This window comes from Colwellia meonggei (assembly GCF_057537295.1).
Genome location: NZ_BAAJLZ010000001.1, coordinates 1 through 18420 on the forward strand (window position 1 = coordinate 1; position 18420 = coordinate 18420).

General features: G+C 39.3%; 19 protein-coding genes. 7 read left to right on the plus strand and 12 right to left on the minus strand.

The genetic code is table 11. The features are described from left to right. Window positions 1-418: 418 nt before the first annotated feature. A complete protein-coding gene (locus AC27E9_RS00005) occupies window positions 419-964 on the plus strand; it encodes a gamma carbonic anhydrase family protein (RefSeq protein ID WP_487126195.1) in 546 nt (181 codons plus the stop codon). A 9-nt stretch (window positions 965-973) separates the two neighbouring features. Here the strand turns inward: AC27E9_RS00005 and AC27E9_RS00010 are convergent, their stop codons facing one another. The 6 genes from AC27E9_RS00010 to AC27E9_RS00035 all read right to left on the minus strand — a co-directional run bounded on the left by AC27E9_RS00010 (window position 974) and on the right by AC27E9_RS00035 (window position 6294). Beyond that, window positions 974-1207 (minus strand): hypothetical protein, encoded by a 234-nt coding sequence (locus AC27E9_RS00010; RefSeq protein WP_487126196.1) that lies wholly within the window; start codon window positions 1205-1207, stop codon window positions 974-976. 13 nt (window positions 1208-1220) lie between these two features. After that, window positions 1221-2039, minus strand: a complete 819-nt coding sequence (gene aroE, locus AC27E9_RS00015) for a shikimate dehydrogenase (RefSeq protein WP_487126197.1) — start codon at window positions 2037-2039, stop codon at window positions 1221-1223. Between the two features lie 116 nt (window positions 2040-2155). Further along, window positions 2156-2833, minus strand: a complete 678-nt coding sequence (locus tag AC27E9_RS00020) for an OmpW/AlkL family protein (RefSeq protein WP_487126198.1) — start codon at window positions 2831-2833, stop codon at window positions 2156-2158. 244 nt (window positions 2834-3077) lie between these two features. Further along, window positions 3078-3986 carry an oxygen-dependent coproporphyrinogen oxidase gene (gene hemF, locus AC27E9_RS00025; protein ID WP_487126199.1) on the minus strand — a complete coding sequence of 303 codons (909 nt, stop codon included), beginning with the start codon at window positions 3984-3986 and terminating at the stop codon, window positions 3078-3080. Beyond that, window positions 3983-4528, minus strand: a complete 546-nt coding sequence (tsaC, locus tag AC27E9_RS00030; RefSeq protein ID WP_487126200.1) for an L-threonylcarbamoyladenylate synthase type 1 TsaC — start codon at window positions 4526-4528, stop codon at window positions 3983-3985. Before tsaC ends, hemF begins: the two co-directional genes overlap by 4 nt. A gap of 134 nt (window positions 4529-4662) precedes the next feature. Beyond that, the gene (locus AC27E9_RS00035) at window positions 4663-6294 is read right to left on the minus strand and encodes an acyl-CoA synthetase (protein WP_487126201.1); all 1632 of its coding nucleotides are present in this window, start codon (window positions 6292-6294) and stop codon (window positions 4663-4665) included. A 318-nt stretch (window positions 6295-6612) separates the two neighbouring features. Between AC27E9_RS00035 and purE the strand changes: the two genes are divergently transcribed. Together purE and AC27E9_RS00045 are read left to right on the plus strand one after the other, a co-directional pair. Further along, window positions 6613-7095 carry a 5-(carboxyamino)imidazole ribonucleotide mutase gene (gene purE / locus AC27E9_RS00040; RefSeq protein ID WP_487128237.1) on the plus strand — a complete coding sequence of 161 codons (483 nt, stop codon included), beginning with the start codon at window positions 6613-6615 and terminating at the stop codon, window positions 7093-7095. A 13-nt stretch (window positions 7096-7108) separates the two neighbouring features. Next, complete coding sequence (locus tag AC27E9_RS00045; RefSeq protein WP_487126202.1) at window positions 7109-8266, plus strand: 5-(carboxyamino)imidazole ribonucleotide synthase; 1158 nt, start codon at window positions 7109-7111, stop codon at window positions 8264-8266. Between the two features lie 48 nt (window positions 8267-8314). Here AC27E9_RS00045 and AC27E9_RS00050 read toward each other — a convergent pair whose 3' ends face one another. The 4 genes from AC27E9_RS00050 to AC27E9_RS00065 form a co-directional block, all read right to left on the minus strand. After that, entirely contained in the window at window positions 8315-8872 is a 558-nt protein-coding gene (locus tag AC27E9_RS00050; protein ID WP_487126203.1) for a DNA topoisomerase family protein, read from the minus strand. Window positions 8873-9176: 304 nt separating this feature from the next. Beyond that, window positions 9177-9650: a DUF494 family protein gene (locus AC27E9_RS00055; protein WP_487126204.1), complete on the minus strand. Its 474-nt coding sequence runs from the start codon at window positions 9648-9650 to the stop codon at window positions 9177-9179. Between the two features lie 11 nt (window positions 9651-9661). Continuing rightward, window positions 9662-10783, minus strand: coding sequence for a DNA-processing protein DprA (gene dprA / locus AC27E9_RS00060; RefSeq protein WP_487126205.1), 1122 nt, complete (start codon window positions 10781-10783; stop codon window positions 9662-9664). A 32-nt stretch (window positions 10784-10815) separates the two neighbouring features. Then, complete coding sequence (locus AC27E9_RS00065) at window positions 10816-11901, minus strand: LysM peptidoglycan-binding domain-containing protein (protein ID WP_487126206.1); 1086 nt, start codon at window positions 11899-11901, stop codon at window positions 10816-10818. Between the two features lie 116 nt (window positions 11902-12017). On the opposite strand from AC27E9_RS00065, the gene def reads away from it, so the two are divergent. The 4 genes from def to trkA are packed head-to-tail and all read left to right on the plus strand — an operon-like array spanning window position 12018 to window position 16273. Next, window positions 12018-12533: a peptide deformylase gene (def, locus tag AC27E9_RS00070; protein WP_487126207.1), complete on the plus strand. Its 516-nt coding sequence runs from the start codon at window positions 12018-12020 to the stop codon at window positions 12531-12533. 39 nt (window positions 12534-12572) lie between these two features. Further along, window positions 12573-13574 (plus strand): methionyl-tRNA formyltransferase, encoded by a 1002-nt coding sequence (gene fmt / locus AC27E9_RS00075; RefSeq protein WP_487126208.1) that lies wholly within the window; start codon window positions 12573-12575, stop codon window positions 13572-13574. 2 nt (window positions 13575-13576) lie between these two features. Continuing rightward, the gene (rsmB, locus tag AC27E9_RS00080; protein ID WP_487126209.1) at window positions 13577-14878 is read left to right on the plus strand and encodes a 16S rRNA (cytosine(967)-C(5))-methyltransferase RsmB; all 1302 of its coding nucleotides are present in this window, start codon (window positions 13577-13579) and stop codon (window positions 14876-14878) included. A 15-nt stretch (window positions 14879-14893) separates the two neighbouring features. Next, a complete protein-coding gene (gene trkA, locus AC27E9_RS00085) occupies window positions 14894-16273 on the plus strand; it encodes a Trk system potassium transporter TrkA (protein WP_487126210.1) in 1380 nt (459 codons plus the stop codon). A gap of 25 nt (window positions 16274-16298) precedes the next feature. On the opposite strand, the gene AC27E9_RS00090 is transcribed toward trkA, so the two are convergent. Both AC27E9_RS00090 and AC27E9_RS00095 read right to left on the minus strand, forming a co-directional pair. Beyond that, complete coding sequence (locus tag AC27E9_RS00090; RefSeq protein WP_487126211.1) at window positions 16299-17765, minus strand: TrkH family potassium uptake protein; 1467 nt, start codon at window positions 17763-17765, stop codon at window positions 16299-16301. A 29-nt stretch (window positions 17766-17794) separates the two neighbouring features. Next, window positions 17795-18412 (minus strand): YigZ family protein, encoded by a 618-nt coding sequence (locus tag AC27E9_RS00095; protein ID WP_487126212.1) that lies wholly within the window; start codon window positions 18410-18412, stop codon window positions 17795-17797. Window positions 18413-18420 lie beyond the last annotated feature (8 nt).

Consider the following 18420-nt stretch of genomic DNA (forward strand, 5'->3'; position numbering starts at 1 on the left):
ACCCGAAGCGAGATGCGCATTCTACGCAACCGTGTTTTAAAGTCAACATTTTTTTTCGTTTTTTTGAACTTTCTTTGCAGAAGGTTCAAAACCCTACTTTGAAACGTTAAGTTAACCAAACTGGCCAAAACCACCTGAGATAACCCTTTAAAACAAGCTTCTTGGGTTGCCCCGAAGAAGTGGAGCGCATTTTAGAGATTTTTGGCGTCCCGTCAACAGCTAAACGCATTTAATTTACAGAAAACTGTTTGTTTGAAGATTTATTAATCAAAGCGAGTACTATATGAGCTTTCGGATCATATATAACGATAATTAACGGCTATTTGATAGGTGAAACTATATTTTATTAGCAACAAGTTTTCTGCTTAAATTCAGTTTTGCTATTATACCAATATCATTTATCTATTATTTTACCTTTATGTATAAAAACGATTTACGTAGTTATCGCGGTATTACCCCTAAATTTACAAAAACTGTCTATATTGACGACTCTTCGGTATTAGTTGGTGACATTACGATTGGAGAACATTCAAGTATTTGGCCTCTTGTTGCTGCTAGAGGTGATGTCAACACTATTACTATAGGTGAAAATACTAACATTCAAGATGGCACAGTACTGCATGTTACAAGGAAGTCTACCAATAACCCTAAGGGTAACCCACTTATCATTGGGGATAATGTAACGATCGGGCATAAATGTATGTTACATGGCTGTGAACTCGGCAATAGGATTTTAGTTGGGATGAGCGCTATTATTATGGATGGTGCAATTATCGAAGATGACGTATTTATTGGTGCAGGTAGTTTAGTGCCGCCTAATAAAGTATTAAAGAGTGGATATTTATATGTCGGCAACCCTGTAAAACAAGTAAGAGAGTTAAAAGAGAGTGAGGCTAACTTCCTTCAACAGTCTGCAATTAATTATGTTGAATTGAAAGATGAGTATTTAGCGGAGAACTACTAATGAGTATTTTTATCTCATATTAATATGAATCTCATTTCCCTCTGGTTCGTTTTTTTCGAGCCAGAGCTCTGCCACCTCTTCTAAATCGTATTTTAAACAACTATCAATTGAAGCTAATTGCTTTAATTGCATTGAATGGAAATAAATGGTTATTCTTTGTCCTGAAATTTGACCAGTAAAAGACCAGGCTTCATGCTGTTGACTAAAAGTTAAATCATCATTAAATAAAATAGCTTGGTTCATAATGCAACTCTCTTTAGTTGTTATTTAGCTCTGCTCTTAACGTAGTTAAAACCGGTTCAACATCGGGACGTTCATTCGTCCATAAGTAAAAGCTTTCCGCCGCCTGCCCAACCAACATACCTAAGCCATCAAGTACATGCTCAACACCTAACTGCTTTGCCTGTTTTAAAAATGTTGTTGGTTCTTTACCATAAACCATATCATAACAGGTATTCGCACTTGCCAATGTTTGTGATGATATGGGTAAACTTGCACCTGAAAGCCCTGCTGATGTTGCATTAATTATAACATCAAAGCTTAAATATTCAGTTTCTTCAAAGGTAAGTGCCCTTACGTCGAACTTAGGATATTGGTCAGCAATATTCTTCGCTTTACTTAACGTTCTATTGGCAATGGTTAATGATTGCGGAGCTTGCTCAATTAGCGCTTGTACAACACCTTTAGCTGCACCACCAGCTCCCAATAGTAAAATTTTACTATCAGATAATTGAACATTATGCCTAAGTAAGTCGTTCACTAGGCCTAAACCATCAGTTGTATCACCGTAAATAACACCTTGAGAAAATATTAAGGTATTGACTGCCCCGGCAAGTTTAGCTTTTTTACTGAGCTGATCACACAAAGCAAAAGCTTGTTCTTTAAAAGGTGCTGTAACATTGGCACCTTTACCATTATTAGCAATTAAGTTTTGAACCGCTAAATCAAACTTATCTAATTCGACTAATTCACTTTGGTAATTCATTGATTGCCTCGTTTGTATAGCAAATTGTTGATGAATAGATGGGGATTTTGATTGGGTAATAGGATTACCGAAAACGCGAAATTGATCCATAAGTTTACTGGCTTGAATGTTTAAATGTAGACTAACTCAGTTATGAAAAGATGAAAACAAAAAAGCAGTAACTAAATTACTGCTTTTTATATCATTAATATCTGGCTAAGAATTTATTAAAATTTGTAGCCTAACATTAGTGAATAAACCATAGGGTCAACATTAACTTCCGCTTTACCTATATTGTTACCGCCAACATCGAATGTTGCGTCAGAGTCAATATCAATATAACGAATTGATGCATTTAACGACCATTTATCATCTAAGTGATAATCAGCGCCAACTTGCGCCGATAAGCCAAATGAACCGTCTAGTTCTAAGTTGCTTAAACCTAAAGACTTAGGTGCAGCAGCAAATTCTTCATCAAAGAAAACCGTATAGTTAATACCAACACCAACATAAGGCTTAAGTGCTGAGTTCGTGTCGAAATAATATAAAGCACTTAACGTAGGCGGTAAGTGAGATACCTCACCTAAATTTGCGCCATCAACACCTAAAACAGCATTAGGGTCTTGAATGGTAATATCGTGCGTAAAAGGTGTAGCAGCTAAAAGCTCTACTGCCCAGTTGCTATCGTAGAAATAAACAAAGTTCAAACCTAACTGAGTATTGTCATCAACAGTTAGTGTCATTGTTGAATCAGCACCCGCTAACATAATGTTAGATTTGCCACTATCAGGCGTGATGTTCGTTGCACCACCACGAACAATAAAATCGCCAGCTTGGTTAGCTAAAGCAAGTGGAGATAATGTAAGAGCGGAAAGAATTAATCCATTAATTACTGAAGTTTTCATGAGCGCATTACCTTTTGTTAAATATAAAGAATATTGGATTTCGTTAATGAGGTAATTTTACGCCTGCGAATTAATAGAGTAATTGATCTAGCGCAAGGTTTGTGAGAAACCGCAAAATAATTGTGGTTTTATATTGAAAATAATAAAAAACGCTTAGGTTTTGTGACTAAACGCACAAACAACAACTTAAAATAAAGGCTTTTTATTTTTTGCATTGCTTGTACGTTATAAGAATACAGCGAGGTTATGACAACCAATCTTGGGGCACTAGGTAATCTTGTAATTTCTCTTCTTCACTACCCGCTTGCGCTTGAAAGTTATACTCCCAACGTGCCAATGGTGGCATTGACATTAAAATTGACTCTGTTCTACCCCCTGACTGCAAGCCAAACAAGGTACCACGGTCAAACACTAAGTTAAATTCAACATAGCGACCGCGACGATATAACTGAAATTGGCGATGATTTTCAGTAAATGGCGTATCTTTACGTTTCTCAATTAAAGGCACATAGGCATCGATAAAACCGGTACCGACTGCTTTCATGTAAGAAAAACACTCATCAAATGACCATTTATTTAAATCATCGAAAAATAAGCCGCCAACACCACGAGTTTCGTTACGGTGCTTTAAGTAGAAATATTCATCACACCATGTTTTATGCGCTGGATAAACCTCATCACCAAATGGCTGGCAAATATCTTTAGCAGTTTGGTGCCAATGCACCACATCCTCTTTAAACGGATAAAAAGGTGTAAGGTCAAAACCACCGCCAAACCACCATACTGGAGCTTCACCTTCTTTTTCAGCGATGAAAAAGCGTACATTGGCGTGTGAAGTTGGAATAAATGGATTTTTTGGATGAATAACTAATGACACCCCACAAGCTTGCCATTTTCGCCCGGCTAATTCAGGACGATGCGCTGTAGCAGATGGTGGTAGCTTATCGCCTGAAACTACTGAAAAATTTACTCCACCTTGTTCGATAACATTACCATTTGTTAAAACACGTGTTCTGCCACCGCCACCTTCTGCACGTTGCCAATTATCTTCAACAAATTTACCACCGCCATCAGCAGCTTCAAGTGAGGTACAAATTTGATCTTGTAATGATTTCAGAAATTCGATGACAACGTTAATGTCTATAGTACTCATGAGCGAATGATTTCCCCGGAAAGTGCATCAATAATAGTTGAAGGCTGATCAAAGCCTAAGGTGTTACCTTTAATAATAAAATCAATCTTATCAGACAATTCACTCGAAATATCTTGCCACGCTTTAGCCGGCTCACCGCCACTTAAATTAGCGCTAGTGGAAACTATTGGCTTATTAGCCGCTTTACATAAAGCGACAACATCAGGCTGACTAGTAACACGAACAGCAATAGAATCAAACTTTCCAGATAATAAAGGAGATAACTGTGATGCTTTGCCAACTAGTTGAGTGATACCATCAGGCCAACGGGATAATATCAAAGCACGTTTATCTTGCGGTATTTTAGAGTCTTCAATATAAGGGAGTAATTGCGAATAATTTCCTGCCAGCAAAATCAAGCCTTTATCCACTGGGCGGTTTTTTATCGCCAAGAGCTTCTCTATCGCCTCATCATTATCAGGGTCACACCCTAAGCCAAATACGGCCTCTGTTGGATAGGCTAAAATACCACCTTGTTGGAATGCTTCTAACGCTGTTGTCATTGAATTCTATTTTCGCTAATAAGTAAAAAGATAACTTATCGGGGATTATACGTTTTTAAACGAAAAACAACATAATTAGTAAAAAAAAACGGTAACAGCTGTAAGCAATTACCGTTTTAATAAATGTTAAAGCTCTAAACTTCGAACAGCTCTTTAATTTTTTGTCGTAATACAAATTTTTGTACTTTACCTGTAGACGTTTTAGGTAATTCACTAAAGATAATAGTTTTAGGTACTTTAAAACCCGCCATATGCGCTCGACAATGTTCAATAACGTCTTGCTCTGATAACTGCTGATCTCTTTTTAGCCCAACAAATGCACAAGGAGTTTCTCCCCATTTTTCATCTTTTTTTGCAACCACTGCCGCTTCTAGAATTGCTGGATGTTTATATAGCACCCCTTCTACTTCTACAGAAGAAATATTCTCACCACCAGAAATAATGATATCTTTTGAGCGGTCGCGTATCTCAATATAGCCATCAGGGTGTTTAACTGCTAAGTCGCCAGAATGAAACCAACCATGGGCAAATGCTTCATAAGTTGCTTTATCATTTTTCAAATACCCTTTCATAGTGGTGTTACCGCGAAACATAATTTCCCCTATGGTTTCGCCATCAGCTCGCACAGGCTCCATGGTATCAGGGTTAAGTACATCGACCTCCTCTTGAGTTGGGTAGCGAACGCCTTGTCGAGCTTTTAGTGCTGCTCGTTCATCTGCACTCTTGTTGTCCCACTCATCTTTCCATTCGCTAACAACACAAGGTCCATAAACTTCTGTTAATCCATAACTTTGAGTGATTTCTATACCTAGCTTTTCTATTCCTTTTATTACCGCAGCAGGAGGTGGAGCACCAGCAGTCATCGCTTTAATATTGTTAGGTAATTGGCTTAGAAGTTGTTGCTCAGCATTAAGAATCATATTGAGTACAATTGGCGCACCACAAAAATGGGAAACCTTATTTTCAATCATCGAATTAACAATAGCCCCTACTTCGACCTGCCTTAAACAAACTTGTGTGCCGCCAACCGCCACTATCGTCCAAGGAAAACACCAACCGTTGCAATGAAATAAGGGTAATGTCCATAAATAAACGGTTTTATTATCCGTCGGCCAAATAAAGTTATGACCAATTGCATTCAAGTACGCACCGCGATGTGAGTACACCACACCTTTAGGATTTCCAGTTGTGCCCGAAGTATAATTAAGTGCTAATGCTTGCCATTCATCATGAATTAGTGAACCTTGGAAGTTTTCATCACCTTGGTTTAATAATTCTTGATACTCAATATCACCCAAATGTTCACCGCCCGGGCCTTCAACATCGTCAATATCAATCACTAACGGCTTTCGTTTTGATATCGCCAATGCTTGCTTAATAACACCAGAAAACGCTGTATCAGTAAGCAGAACATCACATTCTCCATGATCGAGAATAAATGCAATATTCTCTGCATCAAGACGGATGTTTATAGCATTTAGTACAGCACCCGTTAACGGCACTCCGTAATGAGCATCAAGAAAGGCTGGTATATTGGCCGCCATGATACTCACTGTTTGCCCGGGTTTTACACCATGTTTTATAAGGCCTGATGCTAAACGGCGTACATTTTTACGGTATTCATCGTAAGTAATTTTTTGTTTACCATGAATAATTGCAATTTTTTCAGGGTAAACATCAGCAGTTCGATTCAAAAAATTGATTGGTGTCAGTGGTTGGCTATTGGCAGCAACCTTATCTAAACCTTGGTTATATATATTATTCATCACTTTTCCTCATGGTAACAATGGCGCTTTTGGCTTATGTATTAATTGAGTTGCCGGCCACTTAAACCTTTATCTCTTGATGACGTAGCTTCAAGTGATACAGGTATATTCATACTGACAGTTTACCTAATTATTATTTTTAACCTATGCGTCTTTAGTCTATTATCGACTAAAGTATAAACAGCCGTGACAGCTGTTTTTTTAAACACATTTTTCAGAGAATGTTTCCGTATTGCGGGAAACATAGGTATAATGCGCGGCTTATTTTTTGAGGTTCAATGCCTCATATTTAGTAACTAATTATCAAGGTGAAAAATGATGAAAGTGGGTATTATCATGGGGTCAAAATCAGATTGGCCAACAATGAAGCATGCGACAGATATGCTAGATTTACTTAACGTTGCCTATGAAACAAAAGTTGTTTCAGCCCACCGCACTCCACACTTATTAGCTGAATATGCTGAAGGCGCAAAAGATCGCGGCATCAAAGTAATTATTGCTGGCGCAGGCGGCGCGGCGCACTTGCCTGGCATGGCTGCGGCTTTCACTCCATTACCTGTTTTAGGCGTTCCTGTGCAATCAAAAGCACTAAGTGGCCAAGACTCATTACTATCGATTGTACAAATGCCAAAAGGGATTGCTGTTGGTACATTGGCCATCGGCACAGCTGGTGCCGCTAATGCTGGCTTACTTGCCGCGCAAATACTAGCCACTCACGATCAAGAAATTATGACTAATATTGAGAAGTTTAGAAAAGAGCAAACTGAGAATATTTTAAATAACCCTAACCCAGCAGAGTAGGTGTAAATATTTCATGAAGAAAGTATTGGTATTAGGTGCAGGTCAATTAGCTCGCATGATGGATTTAGCGGGTTCACCACTAAATATGGATGTAAAAGCATTTGATGTGCGCACAAATAATGTTGTTCATCCAATTACACCTGAGCATAAATACGGTGATTTAGCTCAAGGCATAGCTAATGCTGACGTTATTACGGCTGAGTTTGAACATGTCGCACATGATGTTCTTGCGCAATGCCAAGCTTCAGGAAAATTACTACCAAATAGCCAAGCAATTAAAGTGGGTGGTGACCGTCGCTTAGAGAAAGCTTTACTTGAGTCAAGCAATGTTGCTAACGCCAAGCATGTCATCATTGAAAATAAAGCTGATTTTGAGCGTGCATTAACTCAGTTGGAATTGCCGCTTATTTTTAAAAGTGCGCTTGAAGGTTATGACGGTAAAGGCCAATGGCGCTTGAAGTCTACAGAACAAGCAGAAGCTATTTGGCAGGAAATGTCGGCATTTATTGACGCAGCAACATCTTCGGTACCGCAAGGTATTGTCGCGGAGCAAATGGTGCCTTTTGATCGCGAAGTATCTCTTGTCGGTGCTCGTAATATCCATGGTGAAATTTCTGTTTATCCGTTAACAGAAAATCATCATACCAATGGTGTATTAAGTGTTTCGGTGGCAGCACCAATTAATGACGCGCTACAAGCACAAGCGAGTCAAGCATTTAAGAAAATGGCTGAAGCGTTAGATTATGTAGGTATATTAGCGATTGAGTTTTTCCAAGTTGGCGAACAATTGCTGGTAAATGAAATAGCCCCTCGTGTTCATAACTCAGGCCATTGGACACAGCAAGGCGCTGATACCTGCCAGTTTGAAAATCACTTACGAGCGATTTCAGGCTTACCATTGGGCAGCACAAAACTCATTCGTCCAACCGCTATGGTTAATATTTTAGGTGAAGATACTTTACCTGTTGAAACATTAGCAATTCCAAGTTTAAGTGTTCATTGGTATGCCAAAGAGAAACGTGCTGGTAGAAAAATGGGCCACATAAACATTAGTGGTGATACTGAGTTGGTGCTGGCTCAACGATTAACTCAACTAGCACAACTATTAAATCAACAAGCTTTCCCAGATTTAGCCGAGTTTGCTAGTAAATACTTAGCAAAGGTGAGTTAATATCTCGACAAGTTATGATTTTAAAAAGCGAGTTTTATCTCGCTTTTTTTATGTTTGAAAATGACCGCACTTCTTTTGGGCGCATTGTAGTTTTTCGCCAGCAGCCATATTTCGCTTTAACAACAAGCCGAAGTTACATTTTTGACATTGTCCTTCAACGGGTTGGTGATTAACGGCATATTTGCATTTAGGGTAAGCGTCACAGGCATAAAAGCTTTTACCAAAACGGCTTTGTCGTTCAACTAACTGCCCAGTATTACAACTAGGACAAGTAATATCAGCGCTGGCATTTCCTTCTTCATGTTCGATATGATGGCACTCAGGAAAGTTAGTACAGCCAATAAACATACCATAACGCCCTTGTTTAACCGCCAGCTCATTACCACACTCAGGGCACTCACTGCCGACTAGCACTTTATCTTCAACGCGTTCATGTTCAACAACTGGGCGAGTATATTGGCAATTAGGATAATTTACACAGCCCCAAAAAGCGCCTGACTTACTATGCTTTATCGCTAGTTCGCTGCCACATTCAGGGCAAACTTCATAAGCTTTTTCTAGCGCGTGTTCATGGCGTGAAAATAAGGTTTTTTCCGAATTAGACATAGCGAATGCACCTAAACAATTAGGTGCATATTATGACATAGTTTAATCGGGTCTGTTGGCCTTTCGAGATTAGATTTTGTTCAAACTAAATATTTTTTATTCAAGGAGTGAGCAATGTAGCATGGTTATTCCATGTAAATTGCGAACAACGCAGAAGAAATGGCCTTTAGTTGAACCCAAAAGGCTGCGTTTTTTGTCATTTATATTTCGTTATTGCTTTATCATGTGGAATAACCACATATCAATCGCAATGCCTTACCTAAATACCAATAAGTTGCTGCAAACTTAGGCGCTATAAACCAGTTTAATGTAGAGGCCCATCTTGTTCATCAAAGATTAAATCTTCCATTTGTGAATAAGCGGTTTCTTGGCCAGGAACATTGAATAAAACCATCAGTACCACCCACTTTAAATCATCAATTGAGAAGAACTTGGTGTCTAATTCCATCACTCGATCAATCACCATTTCTCGGGTCGTAAAGTCGAGCAAATTAACTTGCTCTAAAAACATTAAAAAGCCTCGACATTCCACATCAAGAATTTGGTTCTCTTCCGCAGTATAAATACGAACTGAGCGGTTGCCAACACGGGTTAAATAAGGGTAAGTTTCGGTATCTTGCAAGGCAGCAAGCTTTTCTAACCAGGCTAATGCTTTATAAATTTCATCTTGGTGAAATCCAGCGCGGGTTAATTCATCAGTAAGCACATCATGATCAACCATGACTTCGGCTTCACTATGAATATAGTTTTCAAAAAGGTACATCAAGATATCAAACATAACTAGCCCCTCTATAATTTAAGGTAGCCTCCTGGCACCGCAGACACCAGACCTCTAAGCTCAAGTACTGTTAATCGAGTTAGCACTACATCTATGGGTAGTTTACTTCGAGAAACCACCATATCTACGGGAGTGGTTTCATATCCCACACTAGCTAACATTGGATCGTTACACAAGTCCTGTTTTTCACTTTTTACAGTTGAGTTATCTTTCTCTTTGTTTCTACTTAAGTTTAGACTATCTAAAGAAAAATTTTGCAGCTCTTCTACTATATCGTTAAATTCCTCAACAAGTTTAGCGCCTTGTTTAATTAACCAATGACACCCTTTCGCCTGTTGATTATAAATAGAACTTGGCACGGCAAACACTTCTCTGTCCTGCTCTAAAGCACATCGTGCAGTGATTAGAGAGCCACTTTTTAACGACGCTTCAACAACCAATACACCTAAACTTAAACCACTGATTAAGCGATTACGTTTTGGAAAATGACCAGGCTTCGGAGCAACACCTGGAAAAAACTCACTAAGAATAAGACCGTTATTTTGCAAAATATCTTTTTGTAATTTTTTATGTCGTGCTGGATATGTTATGTCTAATCCTGTCGCAACTACTGCTATTGTATAACCTCCTGATTGCAATGCACTACGATGTGCATAAGCATCAATTCCTAATGCCATACCACTGGTGATAACAAAATGTTCGGCCAGTTTTTCGCTAAGTTGTAGTGCTGATTCTCGCCCTGCCTTGCTCGCATTGCGACTGCCAACAATAGCAATTTGAGGCTGATTTAATAGCGCTAGATTACCACGGGCGAAGAGCACTAATGGCGGATCATAAATCTGCTTTAATAATTTGGGGTATTGCTCGTCATCAAATGGAATAGTCTCAATTTGATAACGAGCACTGTCAGCGATTATTTTATTAATTTTTTGCCAGTTTGGCTGGGTTATTGCGATAATTTGCGGTTTAGTTAAACCTGATGATGAGAAGTCAGCCGTTTTGTCAAATAAGTTTACTAAACCAAACTTATCAACTAAAAGTAGTTTTTTAGGAGTCGCTAGCCGTGGAATAAGCTTCACAGCTAGCCAATAATGAACAGGAGTTAACGCTTCTGCATTGTTTCTGTCGGCCACTTGCTTCTCCTTAAGAGTGGCTTAAAAATAAATTACGGTGCAGTTACTCCATCAAGCACGCGTAATGGCTTTTCTGAGCTTAAAATTAGCGCCATACTAACCTTGTCGTAAACCTTAAATACCATAACTCTCCCGATAGGTTCAGCAGGTATGTCATAGTCTAAATGGTTAGCACTCGACATACGATTCCAACGGGAACTATCGCTAGTATATTGAGGGCCATTATCAGTTTCAACTACCGAAGGGCCTTTACGATTTACCGTTAATACATCACCTGTTCGCACATTCTGCTCTTTGCCTTTATTGATCATAACAATATCGTATTTGGCAAACTCTCTTAGCTCAATGGCTGAGCTTACAATTAAACCTTGTGATGTATTGCCAGCGCGCATAGTAAAAATTGATGGATATTGTTGATCATTGTTAACAGGAGCAACATAAGCACCGGAACGAATTTCGCGTTTTGCACCATCCACATAAATAGTACCCGGCTGTTTTGCACTCATATTGCCACTACGTATTGCTTTACCTGTACCAACAAGCCTTACGTTATAACCTAAAACATCACTACTTTCTGGATCAACAATCGCAGAGCCTTTGTGATACATGGCATAGCTTTGCCCAACAACTAAATCACTATTTACATAAACTTTAAAGCCATCAATACTTGATTTATGACCTTCATCACTGCCAATAACATAAGGTAGCAAAGCTAGTTCTTCTTCATTTTTAACACTGTCGTAGTGAATAAATGGTGCAATAACTTCTAGCGGTATAGTACTAACAGGGTTTTGATCTTTTAATTGCTTACGAATTATTGGTGACCATTTCAATTCTGGTTTGCCTTTAACCAGCATTGGTTGGCCTTGGGCATCAAAAACCAAACGCAATTCATCACCCGGATAAATTAAATGAGGGTTATTAATTTCGGGGTTAAGGCGCCACAATTTCGGCCACAGCCATGGTTGTTTAAGGAAAATTCCAGAAATATCCCACAAAGTATCACCTTTCTTCACAATATAAGATTTCGGTGCATTGGGGTTTAAAGTTAGCTCATCGGCCAATAATGCTACTGACATAGCGAGGCCAAGTATTAATGAAATAGTTCTTATTAGCATGTTAATCTGCCTATTCTTATAGGTTTTATCCTAAACCACTATGATTAATTTTAATTAATGGCTAAAATTGAAACATAACACTCTATGCGACTTTTCGCGAATTCTTTTGAAAAATTATGGCTATTTTACCTGTATTACGATTTCCTGATGAGAGATTAAGAACAAAAGCACAACCTGTAACTGAAGTGAATGATGAAATTCGCACTATTATCAGTGACATGTTTGAAACTATGTATGCTGAAAACGGTGTCGGTTTGGCAGCAACCCAAGTTGATATTCATCAACGCATTGTGGTGATTGATGTTTCAGAAAACAAAGAACACCCATATGTATTAATTAACCCTGAAATTGTTCGCAAAAGCGATGACACCTTAATCAACGAAGAAGGTTGTTTATCAGTACCCGGTTGTTATGCGAAAGTTGATCGCAGTGTTGATGTTACAGTTAAAGCATTAGATGAGAACGGTAAAGAGTTTTCATTAGATGGTGAAGAGCTTCTAGCTATTTGTATTCAGCATGAACTCGATCATTTAAACGGTATTTTATTTGTTGATTACCTATCGCCACTGAAACGCCAACGCATTAAAAAGAAACTGGAAAAAGAAGCGCGCTTAGATAAAGCCAATGCTTAAACTCCATAACTAAGATTAACACGTATCCAGGAAATGCCCTTGTCGAACGCTTTAGCTACACCCTTAAATATTATTTTTGCCGGTACACCTGATTTTGCTGCCCAGCATTTAGCCGCATTAATTCAATCTCAGCACAACATTGTTGCCGTTTATTGCCCACCAGACAAACCTGCCGGTCGCGGCAAAAAGCTAACGGCATGCGCCACTAAAGTACTGGCCTTGGAGCATGGAATTCCAGTAGAGCAACCAGAAAACTTTAAAGCAGAAACCACGCAAGCAACACTAGCCAGCTATCAAGCCGATGTTATGGTGGTTGTAGCCTATGGTTTATTGTTGCCAACGGTAATTTTAGAAACACCACGATTAGGCTGTATTAATGTTCATGGCTCAATTTTGCCTAAATGGCGTGGCGCTGCTCCTATTCAGCGCTCGTTAGAAGCTGGCGACAAAGAAACGGGTGTCACCATTATGCAAATGGATAAAGGCTTAGACACCGGCGATATGATATTAACGTCGACATGTGAAATTACCATTAAAGACACTAGTGCCAGCTTATACGAAAAGCTTGCTAAATTAGGTCCTGTGGCCTTACTCGACACCTTAACCTTAATGGCTACAGGTGATTACCCACGCCAACCACAAGATAATCATTTAGCAACACACGCTGCTAAACTTGATAAAGCGGAAGCAGAACTTAATTGGCGATTACCTGCACAAGAGTTAGATCGTAAAGTTCGTGCCTACATCCCATGGCCTGTTGCACAATTTACTTTTAGTGAGAGCAACAAACAACATCGCATTCGAGTTTGGCAAGCAAGTGCGATTGAAATGAAACATAACCAAGCCCATGGTGAAATTATTAGTGCTGACAAGCAAGGTATTTTAGTGGCTACGACTGACGGCGCACTGCGTCTTGAAGTTATTCAGCTTCCGGGTAAAAAAGCTTTAGCTGTGGCTGATATTTTGAATGGTAAGGCACATTGGTTCGCCGCTGGCCTTTCTATTAATGGTGTTAATACCGAAACACAAGAGCAAAGCTAACTATGGCAGCAAACTTAAGAGCATTAGCAGCTCGTTGTACCTTTGCTGTTGTTGATAAAGGCCGCAGTTTAGCTGATGAGTTGCCACAACAGTTGGCAAAAATTGAAGGTAAAGACAAAGGCCTATTACAAGAACTATGCTACGGCGTACTGAGGCACTTGCCAGAACTTGAGAACGACGTACGCGAATTTATTAAAAAGCCACTAACCGGTAAGCAACGTGTTGGTCACTTTTTAATGTTAGTGGGCGTTTACCAAATAAAATATACCCGTATTCCTGATCATGCTGCGTTTAATGAAACTGTTTCCGCATGTAAGCCACTAAAGTGTGATCACTTAAAAGGACTTATCAATGGTGTATTAAGAAACTTTCAGCGCCAGCAAGCAAGCGATGACTCATCTACTAGTAAAGAACTACCCAACGCTATAACTTATAACCACCCTTCTTGGTTTATTAAAAAAGTAAAGACAGCGTATCCAGAAGCCTGGCAGAGTGTGTTAAACGCCAATATGCAGCGCCCGCCAATGTGGCTTAGAGTGAATCAGCTCCATCATACGTTGGAAGAATATTTAATATTACTGGCTGCAGAAAATATTGAATATACTTTAGTGGATAAAAAATCATCAGCAATTCGTTTAACTGAAGCTGTTGACGTTAATAAATTACCTGGTTTTCAACAAGGCTGGGTATCTATTCAAGATGGCGCAGCACAACAAGCTGCACGACTACTTGACTGCCAGCCTCAAGACAATGTGCTTGATTGCTGCGCTGCTCCGGGCGGAAAAACCTGTCATATTCTCGAGTACAGTCCCAAAATAAAAGCGATGACCGCAATCGATATTGAAGTATCAAGGCTAGTAAGAGTAAATGAGAATTTAGAACGTTTACAGTTAACAGCCAATGTTATTGCTGCTGATGCGGCAACACCTGAAAAGTGGTGGGACGGACAATTATATGATCGTATTTTGCTGGATGCCCCCTGTTCTGGCACCGGTGTAATTCGCCGACACCCTGACATTAAGTGGTTACGAAAAAGCCAAGATATCGATGTATTAACTGACTTACAGCAAGATATCTTAAAAAATATATGGTCATTATTAAAACCTGGTGGTACTTTGCTATATGCAACATGCAGTATATTACCGGAAGAAAATAGCCAACAAGTTCAGCGTTTTATTGAGAAAAATTCAGATGCCGAGTTAATTTCGATTACTGACAATGCAACAGAGATTGGCTGGCAGATATTACCGAATGATAATTCGATGGATGGGTTTTACTACGCAAAACTCATTAAAAAACAATAATAAAAGCTATTAAAAATGAAAATAATAATTATTGGTGCAGGACAAGTTGGTGGCACATTGGCGGAGAACTTAGTCGGTGAACAAAACGACATCACGCTAATCGACACGAACAGTGAAACCTTACGTGAACTGCAAGATAAAATGGACTTGCAAGTTGTCACGGGACAAGGCTCTCACCCTGACGTATTGAAACAAGCTGGCGCAGAAGACGCTGAGCTTGTTATTGCCGTAACAAGTGATGACGCAACCAATATGATCGCTTGCCAAATTTGTTATTCATTGTTTAATACCGCAAATAAAATTGCCCGTATTCGTTCAGGTAAAATTTTAAAATATCAAAAAGAATTATTTCAAAATAAAAATATTCCTGTCGATCACATTATTGCCCCTGAGCAACTAGTTACCCGAGATATTGCTCGTTTAATTGATTATCCAGGCGCACTACAGGTATTAGAGTTTGCTAAAGGCAAAGTCAGCTTAGTTGCGGTAAAAGCCTATTATGGTGGTTTATTAGTTGGTCATGCGCTATCAACGTTACGTGAACACATACCTAATATTGATACCCGGGTTGCCGCTATTTACCGTAACGGCCGACCTATTCGTCCTTTAGGCACGACGGTCATTGAAGCCGATGATGAAGTATTCTTTATTGCAGCAACTATACATATTCGTGCGGTAATGAATGAGTTACAAAAGCTAGAAGCGCCATATCAAAAAATCATGATCGCTGGTGGTGGTAATATAGGTGCTGGTTTAGCGCGTTTATTAGAAAAGAATCATCAAGTTAAACTTATTGAGCATTCTGCAAAACGTGCGGCATATTTAGCTTCAGAGCTAAATGATACCTTAGTATTTACTGGTGACTCTTCTGATCAAGAACTGTTGATGGAAGAACATATTGATCAATTTGATGTCTTTATTGCCGTAACCAACGACGATGAAGCCAATATTATGTCATCATTGCTCGCCAAACGCTTAGGTGTTCGCAAAGCTATGGTGTTAATACAGCGTAGTGCCTATATTGATTTAGTGCATGGTAGTAATATTGATATTGCAGTATCACCGCAGCATGCCACCATTTCAGCATTATTAACGCATGTTCGCCGAGGTAATATCGATAATGTTTATAGTTTACGTGGCGGCGCCGCAGAAGCGATAGAAATAGTCGCCAAAGGTGATGAAAAATCGTCTAAGGTCATTGGCAAAACCATTCAAGAAATAAAATTGCCACCGGGTACAACAATTGGCGCGATTGTTCGTAACGAAGAAGTGCTAATTGCTCATTCTAATACACGGATTGAAGCTGAAGACCATGTTGTGCTGTTTCTAGTCAATAAACGCTATATCAATGATGTAGAAAGTTTATTCCAATTAGACCCACTTGCCTTCTTCTAACATTAAAAAGCTTAAGTAAATACGTTTAAGTGCGCCAGAATGCTGGTGTGAATAACACCAGTAAAGTAAATATCTCTAAACGACCAAACAACATAGCAACAACCAATACCCATTTACTGAAATCATTTATGTCAGCAAAATTTGCGGCTACTTGCCCCAACCCTGGGCCTAAATTATTCAAACATGCTGCTACCGCAGTAAAGGCTGAGATATCTTCCATGCCTGCGGCAAGTAACAGCAACATACAAATAACAAAAACAGCAGCATACGCAGAAAAGAAACCCCAAATGGCTTCAACAACACGGTTAGGCAGTGCTTTTTTCCCTAACTTAATAGTAAACACAGCTTTTGGGTGTACAAGTTTATTAAGTTCTCGTATACCTTGTAAATAAAGTAACAGCACACGAATCACCTTCATACCGCCACCTGTACTGCCGGCACAACCACCAATAAAACTAGAAAATATCAATAAAATAGGTAACAAAGTTGGCCAATTAGAAAATGCCACTTCCCCTGACGAAGTTGCAGCAAAACCAGCGGTAGTACTGATTGATACTGCATGAAATATGGCTTGCTCAAAGTTATCAAAGCCAGATTGATAAACATTAAAGCTCATAAGCACGGTAAAACACACTAAAGTAAGTACTAACTGAATACCCAAAAAGGCCTTAAATTCAGAGTCATAAAAATAGCTACGCAAGGAACGGCTATTTACTACCGCAAAATGTAAAGCAAAGTTCACTCCGGCAACAATCAGGAAAAACACACAAATAAAGTTAATTAGTGGGCTATTAAAATACCCCATACTTAAGTCATGCGTTGAGAAACCACCGATGGCAATGGTTGAAAACGAATGACAAATAGCATCAAATAAATTCATCCCTGCCGCCCAGTAGCTTAGTGCGCAGGCAATAGTTAATGTCACATAAATTAACCATAAGTGTTTAGCCGTATCAGCAATCCGGGGCGTCATTTTCGAGTCTTTCACTGGACCAGGGGTTTCCGCTCGATACAATTGCATACCACCTATACCTAACATAGGTAATATTGCCACCGCGAGTACGATTATCCCCATACCACCAAGCCATTGCAGCTGTTGTCGATACCACAACACCGCATGCGGTAAGCCGTCTATTTGGGTAAGTATGGTGGCCCCCGTTGTTGTTAGGCCAGAAAATGATTCAAAAAAAGCATCAGCAACTGATAGATTTGGCTCGTCAAGCAATAAGAGCGGTACTGCTGAGAAGCTAGCCAATACCGTCCAAAATAATACAACAATTAGAAAACCTTCTCGTGCTCTTAAATCACCTTTCTCTGCTCGGTTTGGGTACCAAGATAACAAACCAGCAAAAAGGCAAAAAACAAAAGCCATTAAAAATGAAACGCCACCACCATCGCGGTAGATCATAGAAATAAATGCAGGCGGCAACATAGTCACGCTTAACAACGCAACTAACAGTCCAAGTATTCGAATTATATTTTTAATTTGCACAGCGGTTTATTATTATTTTCAGTTAATGATTATGGTGTAATCGCTTTTAATTGTAGTTGACCTGACGACAATGTTTGTAAATGCTGTTGAAAGTCTTCAAGCTTCTCTTCGGGTAACGCAAGCGTTAGATGTACATTTTCATTGTAGTCTTGCTGGATAACTTCTCCACCTAACTGCTCAAGAAAGTATAAAACATCATTCACTTGTGTATATTGACACGCTAAAGTTTTGCGCACCATAGGAATTTTCAGTTTTGTCGGTAAAAGCGCTAGTGCTTGCTTAACACTACCACCATAAGCACGCTGTAAGCCTCCAGGCCCTAACTTAGTACCACCAAAATAACGAACAACCACGGCACATAGCTCGCCAATACCACTACCCATCAACATAGTTAACATAGGTTTTCCAGCAGTACCTGATGGCTCACCATCATCAGAAAATCCATATAACTGGCTATTTTCTGATCGACCAGCAATAAAAGCATAACAATGATGATTTGCTTGTGGGTGTAAGGCTTGTAATTCTTTAATAAACGCCTTTGCATGTTCGGCACTACTACAAGGAGTTAAATAGCAGATAAAGCGACTGCGAGTCACTATCGATTCATCGATAATCTCGTCAGCCGCAATGATATATGGTGTTGCCACAGTGAAAT